General features: G+C 72.6%; 8 protein-coding genes. 4 read left to right on the forward strand and 4 right to left on the reverse strand.

Annotated features, from left to right (window positions below; all coding sequences use genetic code 11):
* Positions 1 to 2: 2 nt before the first annotated feature.
* From ACRDTB_RS22955 to ACRDTB_RS22965, 3 genes are all read right to left on the reverse strand, one after another.
* Complete coding sequence (locus tag ACRDTB_RS22955) at positions 3 to 1,181, reverse strand: CaiB/BaiF CoA transferase family protein (RefSeq protein ID WP_431433404.1); 1,179 nt, start codon at positions 1,179 to 1,181, stop codon at positions 3 to 5.
* A 220-nt stretch (positions 1,182 to 1,401) separates the two neighbouring features.
* The gene (locus ACRDTB_RS22960) at positions 1,402 to 1,857 is read right to left on the reverse strand and encodes a hemerythrin domain-containing protein (protein WP_431433406.1); all 456 of its coding nucleotides are present in this window, start codon (positions 1,855 to 1,857) and stop codon (positions 1,402 to 1,404) included.
* Positions 1,854 to 2,477, reverse strand: coding sequence for a helix-turn-helix transcriptional regulator (locus ACRDTB_RS22965; protein ID WP_431433407.1), 624 nt, complete (start codon positions 2,475 to 2,477; stop codon positions 1,854 to 1,856). The genes ACRDTB_RS22960 and ACRDTB_RS22965 overlap by 4 nt, the downstream gene beginning before the upstream one ends.
* A 95-nt stretch (positions 2,478 to 2,572) precedes the next feature.
* On the opposite strand from ACRDTB_RS22965, the gene folE reads away from it, so the two are divergent.
* From folE to ACRDTB_RS22985, 4 genes are all read left to right on the forward strand, one after another.
* Positions 2,573 to 3,187, forward strand: coding sequence for a GTP cyclohydrolase I FolE (gene folE, locus ACRDTB_RS22970; RefSeq protein WP_431433417.1), 615 nt, complete (start codon positions 2,573 to 2,575; stop codon positions 3,185 to 3,187).
* A 48-nt stretch (positions 3,188 to 3,235) separates the two neighbouring features.
* Positions 3,236 to 4,483: an NAD(P)/FAD-dependent oxidoreductase gene (locus ACRDTB_RS22975; RefSeq protein ID WP_431433409.1), complete on the forward strand. Its 1,248-nt coding sequence runs from the start codon at positions 3,236 to 3,238 to the stop codon at positions 4,481 to 4,483.
* Positions 4,484 to 4,606: 123 nt separating this feature from the next.
* Positions 4,607 to 6,277, forward strand: a complete 1,671-nt coding sequence (locus ACRDTB_RS22980) for a sigma-70 family RNA polymerase sigma factor (protein WP_431433411.1) — start codon at positions 4,607 to 4,609, stop codon at positions 6,275 to 6,277.
* 58 nt (positions 6,278 to 6,335) lie between these two features.
* Positions 6,336 to 6,917, forward strand: coding sequence for a hypothetical protein (locus tag ACRDTB_RS22985; RefSeq protein ID WP_431433413.1), 582 nt, complete (start codon positions 6,336 to 6,338; stop codon positions 6,915 to 6,917).
* Here the strand turns inward: ACRDTB_RS22985 and ACRDTB_RS22990 are convergent.
* Positions 6,889 to 7,099 (reverse strand): hypothetical protein (locus tag ACRDTB_RS22990; RefSeq protein ID WP_431433415.1); only part of this gene is annotated, 211 nt, incomplete at its 5' end. The genes ACRDTB_RS22985 and ACRDTB_RS22990 overlap by 29 nt on opposite strands.

Here is a 7,099-nt window from a genome sequence, read left to right on the forward strand (position 1 = left end):
CTTCAGACGGTGTGGGAGGCGCGCAGCTCGGCGATCTCCGCGTCGGTGCGGCCGAGCGCGCGCAGGATGGCCCCGGTGTGCTCGCCGACCGCCGGCACCGGTCCCAGCACCGGTTCGACGCCGGTGAACGTCGTGGGCGGCAGCAGCGCCTCGATCTCACCACCGGGGCTGCCGACCGTGCGCCAGCGGTCGCGCTCGCGCAGGACCGGGTGGTCGAGAAGGTCGGGCACGGTATTCAACCGTCCACTCGCGACACCCGCGTCGGCGAGCACGGCGTGCGCGGACGCGGTGTCGAGCTCGGCGAACCGCTTCGAGATCAGGGCATCCAGCTCCGCGCGGTGCGCGACGCGGGCGGAGTTGGTGGCGAAGCGCGGGTCGTCGGCGATCGATGCGTCGCCGAGCAGCAGACGGCACAGCGCCGTCCACTCCCGCTCGTTCTGCACGGCGAGCACGACCGTGTCGCCGTCGCCGGTGGTGTAGGGGCCGTACGGGGCGATCGTCGCGTGCCGCGCACCGGTCCGGCCGGGCTGCGCGCCGGTGTGGCGGGCGTAGTAGGCGGGCTGGCCCATCCACTCGGCGAGCGCCTCGAACAGCGACACCTCGACCGCCGAGCCCGCACCGGTGTTCGCCCGCCGCAACAGTCCGGTGAGGACACCCGAGTACGCGTACATGCCGGCGGCGATGTCGGCCACCGAGATGCCGGCCTTGACCGCGTCGGCCGGTGTGCCGGTGATCGACACGAGGCCGGTCTCGCTCTGCACCAGCAGGTCGTAGGCCTTGCGGTCCGCCCACGGCCCGGTGGTGCCGTAGCCGGACACCGTGCAGTGCACCAGCCTCGGGTACCGCGCACACAGCGCCGCGGCGTCGACGTCGCGGCGGGCCGCCGCACCCGGGCCGAGGTTGTGCACGAACACGTCGGCGCCGGCGAGCAGCTCGTGCAGGATCCGTTGCCCCGCCGGCTGTTTGACGTCCAGCGTCAGCGACTCCTTGGACCGGTTCAGCCAGACGAAGTAGCTCGACTGGCCACGCACGGACTCGTCGTAGCGACGGGCGAAGTCGCCACCGTCCGGTCGCTCGATCTTGATCACGCGCGCACCGAGGTCGGCGAGTTGCCGGGTCGCGTAGGGCGCGGCGACCGCCTGCTCCAGGCTGACGACGGTGACCCCGTCCAGCGGTCTCATCCAACCTCCCCACAAATGTACGGCCAATATACCCGCGAGTCCAACCCTCCCGACCCGCGAGTCCAACCCTCCGAACCCGCGAGTCCAACCCTCCGGACCGGCGAGTTGGCCGTTCGCGACACCGACTTCTCCAGCAACGCCGACCGCGAATGTTCGACACACGTGTCGCGAATGTTGGACTCGCGGGTCGGGAGCGTTGGACTCGCGGCGGCGGGGTGGGCTATGGGGCGTCGAGGGTGGTGGCTCGGGAGAGGTGGGCGGTGTCGGTGTGGGTGGGGTCGAGGGCGTTGAGCGCGGCGACGAGCTTCTTCTCCTCGTAGAGCAGGTGCGTCTCCAGCAACGCGGCGACGGTCGCCAGCTCATCGCCCAGGCCGTCGGAGCTCGACTCGAGGATCTCCGCGAGCCGGGTCATGGCGTCCGCGATCAGCACGTGGTCCCGGCTCAGCTCCTCGAGCACCGGCGCCAGCCGCGGGTACTCCCGGGCCAGCACGGGGAACGCACCCTCGTCCTCGCCCTCGTGATGGCGGGTGAGCGTCGAGCAGAACGTCAGGCAGTGCGTACGCAGCTCACGGGTCAACCCGTCGGCGACACCGTCGCGGATGCGGTCCAGCTCCTCGCGAATCCGGAGGTGGACCTCGACGAGCTGGTTGCCGAACGAGACGAGCCGATCGGTCACCGCGGCGCCACCAGCCTGATGCAGCAGCCCCCCGGCCGTGACTCGGGGCGGGCGCGCAGCGCGGCGCCGCCGAGACCCGCGAGCATGCCCTCGACCAGGCCCAGCGCCATCCCGCAGACCACCTCCGGGTGCTCCCGCGCGAGCCCGCGGAACGGGCAGTTGCGCAGTACGACGTCGGCCCCGTCGGTGTCCGGCTCGAAGCCGTGCTCCTCGAGCAGCGCGCACACCTCGCCGCCGCGCGCGCCGAGTTCCTTCCCGGCCGCGCGGGCCCGCCGCCGCAGCGAGACCCCCGATTCCTCGAGCGCGGCCGCCATCAGGTTCCCGGCCAGCTCGTACCGCCGCGCGGGCAGCGAGACGGCCACCTGCCGGTCCGAGCGCCGGTAGAGCTTCGCCGGCCGTCCGGCCCCCGGCCCGGCCCGCTCGGTGCGCCGCTCGTAGGTGACCGCGAGCAGGTCCTCGGCGGCCAGCTTGTCGAGGTGGAACGCGACCGTGGCACGGGGAATCCGCAACGCGGCGGCGACCTCGTCCCGGCTCACCGGCTCGGGCCGGCGCGCCACGTACGCATAGAGGCGCCGCCGGGTCGGCTCGTCGAGCGCCGCGACCGCGGCCACATCGTCCACCCGCCCACTGTAAGACAAACGTTCGTTGACGAAAACACCGCACGACTTCTAAAGTCGTCAAAGTTGTCTTTTAGAACGGGGTGTGCGTAGTGATCGTGAATGAGGTGGGCCAGCCGAGTCCCGGTCGGCACCTGTCGGTCGTCCACGACCGCGATACCGTCGACCTCACGGCGGCGGAGCGCGCGGTCGCGGACCTCCTGCGGGCGCTGGGCAAGGACCCGACGTCCGAGCACCTGGCGGACACCCCGGCGCGGGTCGCGAAGTCCTTCGCCGAGCTGCTGCGCCCGCGCGAGTTCATGCTGACGACGTTCCCGAACGACGAGGGGTACGACGAGATGGTGGTGGCGAGGAGCATCCCGGTGCAGTCGCTGTGCGAGCACCACCTCCTGCCCTTCCACGGTGTCGCGCACGTCGGCTACCTGCCGGGGAAGCGGATCCTCGGCCTGTCCAAGCTCGCCCGCGTCGTCGAGCTGTTCGCCCGTGACCTGCAGGTCCAGGAGCGGCTGACGAAGCAGGTCGCGGACTGGCTGCAGGAGCACCTCACCCCCAAGGGCGTGGGCGTGGTCATCGAGGCGGAGCACATGTGCATGACCCTGCGCGGGGTGCGCGCGCCCGGTGCGGTCACCGTGACCTCGGCACTGCACGGCCTGTTGCGAGAGGATCGGAGTTCACGGCAGGAGTTCTTCTCGCTCACCGGAATCAGAGCCTGACCCAACCAGCCCGACCAGCCCGAACCAACAACACGGAGTGACAAAACCATGGTCAGCGACAACCCGTACGTCATCGTCGGTGGCGGCCTCGCCGGTGCGAAGGCCGCCGAGACCCTCCGCGAGGAGGGCTTCGAGGGGCGGGTCGTGCTCATCTGCGACGAGCGCGACCGGCCGTACGAACGCCCTCCGCTGTCCAAGGGCTACCTGCTCGGCGACGAAGAGCGGTCGAGCGTGTACGTGCACGAAGAGAACTGGTACGCCGAGAAGTCCGTCGAGCTGCTGACGGGGAGCCGGGCGACCGGACTCGACCGCGGCGCGCACGAGGTCGAGCTCGAGGACGGCCGGCGGGTCGGCTACGCGAAGCTGCTGCTGACCACCGGCTCGTCGCCGCGGCGGCTGCGGATCGAGGGCAACCAGCTCGACGGCGTGAACTACGTGCGCCGGCTCGGGCACACTGACCAGCTGCGCGAGTCGCTGGCGGCCGGCGGCCGGGTGGTCGTCGTGGGCGCCGGCTGGATCGGGCTGGAGACCGCCGCGGCGGCGCGGTCGAAGTACGGCTGCGAGGTCACGGTCGTCGAGCCGCAGCCCACTCCCCTGCACGCCGTGCTCGGCGCGGAGCTGGGCAACGTCTTCGCCGACCTGCACCGCAAGCACGGGGTCGGGTTCCGCCTCGGCACCGGCGTCACCGAGTTCACCGGCGATGCCAAGGTGTCCGGCGTGCGGACCGACGACGGCTCCGTGCTGCCCGCCGACGTGGTGATCGTCGGCGTCGGCGCGCGGCCGAACACCGAGCTCGCGGCCGAGGCCGGCCTGGCCGTGGACGGTGAGACCGGTGGCGTCGTGGTGGACGCGCGGCTGCGTACCGAGGACCCCGACGTGTACGCCGCCGGCGACGTGGCGAGCTTCCCGAGCGAGCGGTACGGCCGACTCCTGCGCGTCGAGCACTGGGCGAACGCGCTCAACGGCGGGCCGCTGGCCGCGCGCGCCATGCTCGGCCAGGACGTCGCCTACACCGACCTGCCGTACTTCTTCACCGACCAGTACGACCTCGGTATGGAGTACACCGGCTGGTTCGCGCCCGGCGGGTACGACCGGGTGATCATGCGCGGCGACGTCGAGGGCCTCGCCTTCTACTCCTTCTGGGTCACCGGCGACCGGGTCGTCGCCGGGATGCACGTCAACCTCTGGGACGACGGCGTCGGCCCGGTGCAGGAGCTGATCAACTCCGAGCAGCCGGTCGACACCGCGAAGCTAGCCGACACGTCGGTGCCGATCGCGGACAGTCTCAAGGGGTGAGCGTGCCGCGATTGGGCACATCGGCGGTCCACTCCGGTCCGGAAAAGTCGTAAGGTTCATCCGCCCCGCGGGCTCTGCTCCCGTGCGAGCCCCCATCGACCCCGGACCGGAGAGGTTCCGCGCGTGAGTGAGTTAGCTGAGCACACCGACGCCCGACTGGTCGCCGGTGTGCTCAGTGGTGACCGGGAGGCGTTCGCGGCGATCTACGACCGCTACGCCGACCGGTTGCACGACTTCTGCCATGCCGTCCTGCGCGACCGCGACGAAGCCGCGGACGCCGTGCAGGACACCTTCGTCCTCGTCGCCCAGCGGCTCGCGCAGCTGAACGACCCCGAGCGGTTGCGGCCCTGGCTCTACGCCGTCGCGCGAAGCGTGGCGCTGCGCAAGGTCCGGGCCCGCCGCCGGGTCGTGCTCGACGAGGCGGAGGACATGGCGGACACCGATCCGGGACCGGAGCGGGCGGCCGAGCAGGTGGCGCTGCGCGAGCTCGTGTGGAGCGCCGCCGCCGGACTGTCCGAACGGGACAGAGCGCTGCTCGACCTGCACGTGCGACAGGGCCTCGACGGCGCGGAGTTGGGCGACGCGATGGGCGTCAGCGCCGGCCACGCCTACGTGCTGCTGTCGAGGCTCCGCGACCAGGTCGAGCGGTCCCTGGGCGCGCTGCTGATCGCCCGGCAGGGCCGCGAGGACTGCATCGAGCTGGACACCCTGCTGTCCGGTTGGGATGGTCGGTACTCGCCGCTGATGCGCAAGCGGGTCGCCCGGCACGTCGACTCCTGCGTGGTGTGCGGGGACCGCAGGCGGGTCATGGTCAGCCCGTTCGCTCTGCTCGCGGCGGTGCCGCTGGTGTCGGCGCCGCTTTGGCTGCGGGACCGGGTCATGGACCAGGTGACGCTGGCTTCGTACGAGAGTGGACCGCCGGACGGAGAGGCGGCGCCCGAGGAGGCCCCCGCCGACACCGCCGCCGATCTGGCCACGGAGGACGGCAACGCGGACACCGACGGGGACACCGACAACGACGCCGAAGACGACACCGCCACCCTCAGCAGAGACGACGGCAGCGACGCCGATGACGACAGCAGCAAGGACAGCAGCAAGGACAGTGACGAGGACGCCGCCGCGACCGTCCCGAAGCGACAGCGGGTGCGGATCGTCGCCGCGGCCGCCGCGGTCGTGGCGCTGCTGGTCGTCGCGGGGGCGCTCACGTACTGGCGGAACGCGCCCCTGCCCGGTGAGCCGCTCGGCCTGAACCGTCCCGACACGCCGACGCCGCCGGGCACGATCCTGGAGCCGATCACCTCCGCGACGCCGTCGAGCACGACGTCGGCGCGCCCCACCACGAGGCGCACGACCTCCACGACCGCCGCCCCCGCCGCGAACGCCCCCACCACGACGACGACCACCCGGCCCGTCGTGCCACCACCGGACACGCCCGATCCCCCGGACCCGCCCGCGGACGGCGTGGCCCCGGCGATCAGCGGCGCCACGGCGGCGAACCCACGCATCGGCACGGTGGACTGCCCCGAGCCGATCACCAGCCGCGTCTTCGCGACGATCACCGACAACGTCGGTGTCCAGTCGGTGACGTTGAGCTGGGCCGGCGCCGGATCCGGCAGCACGGCGATGACACGGAACGGCGACGCGTGGTCCGGCACGGTCGGGACGTTCACCGAGCCCGGCAGCGTCGAGTGGACCATCACCGCGACCGACGCGGCCGGCAACGAGTCGAGTACCGGCAACAAGATCGACGTCCGCGACTGCGCCAGCTTCGAAGTCCGCGTGGAAAAGTCGTAAGGCTCGCCGCCACACGTGGCTCCTACCGGGCGACACCCCCGTCATCCGGAGGAACACGATGAAGAGTCACCGCATCGCCGCCGTCGCCGGCGCGGTCCTGTTCGGTGCCCTGCTCGTCGGCGTCACCGAGGCGGCCGCAGCGCCGGCCGTCGCGCCGACGGACGTCCCGGCCGCGACCCCGGCGCCGCCGCTGCCGCCCAGCCCGAACGTCGCCGCGCCCGCTACCGAGGTCGAGCCGTGCGTCGAGGAGTGCGAGCCGCCGGACTGCCCCGAGCGCACACGCTGCCCCGCTCCCGAGAACCCCTGCGAGGCCGGCTGCGAACCGACCGAGGAGCCGGAAGAGTCGGCCGCCGCGCCGCCGGCCGACCCCGAGCCCCCGGCGAAGCCCACCGGCCAGCCGCGATCGGCCCCGCTCGGCGTGCCGCGAGCCGCCCCACTCGGTCAACCGCGAACCGACCCGCTCGGTCAGCCGCGGTCCGCGCCGCTCGGCGTGGCGACACCGAGCCGGATCGACACGGGTGAGGGCCCGGGCGACCCGGTGAACTGGTGGCTCGTCGGGGTGCCCGCACTCGTGCTGCTGGGCATCGCCGCGGGCGGCTCCTACGTCTGGATCACCCGCACCGAGCGGGGGCCGAGATGAGGGCGGTGCTCGCGGTGGCGGTGGCCGCCGCAGTCGCGGTCGGCGCGGGGACCATGATCGCCACGCAGGTGGGCCGGCTGGCCGGGACGACCCCCGCGTCGACGGCCGGCGGCGCGCCCGGGGCCTCGGCTCCTTCATGCACTTGATCGATCGCGGCGCAACGCCGCCGCACGCACCAGCGC

The organism is Actinophytocola sp. (genome assembly GCF_050699935.1).
Classification (GTDB): Bacteria; Actinomycetota; Actinomycetes; order Mycobacteriales; family Pseudonocardiaceae; genus Actinophytocola.

Excerpts from the sequence above, each read along its gene's own strand:
- ACRDTB_RS22975 (WP_431433409.1), top strand. The coding sequence starts at position 3,236 with ATGGTCAGCGACAACCCGTACGTCATCGTCGGTGGCGGCCTCGCCGGT.
- ACRDTB_RS22985 (WP_431433413.1), top strand. The coding sequence starts at position 6,336 with ATGAAGAGTCACCGCATCGCCGCCGTCGCCGGCGCGGTCCTGTTCGGT.
- ACRDTB_RS22955 (WP_431433404.1), bottom strand. The coding sequence starts at position 1,181 with ATGAGACCGCTGGACGGGGTCACCGTCGTCAGCCTGGAGCAGGCGGTC.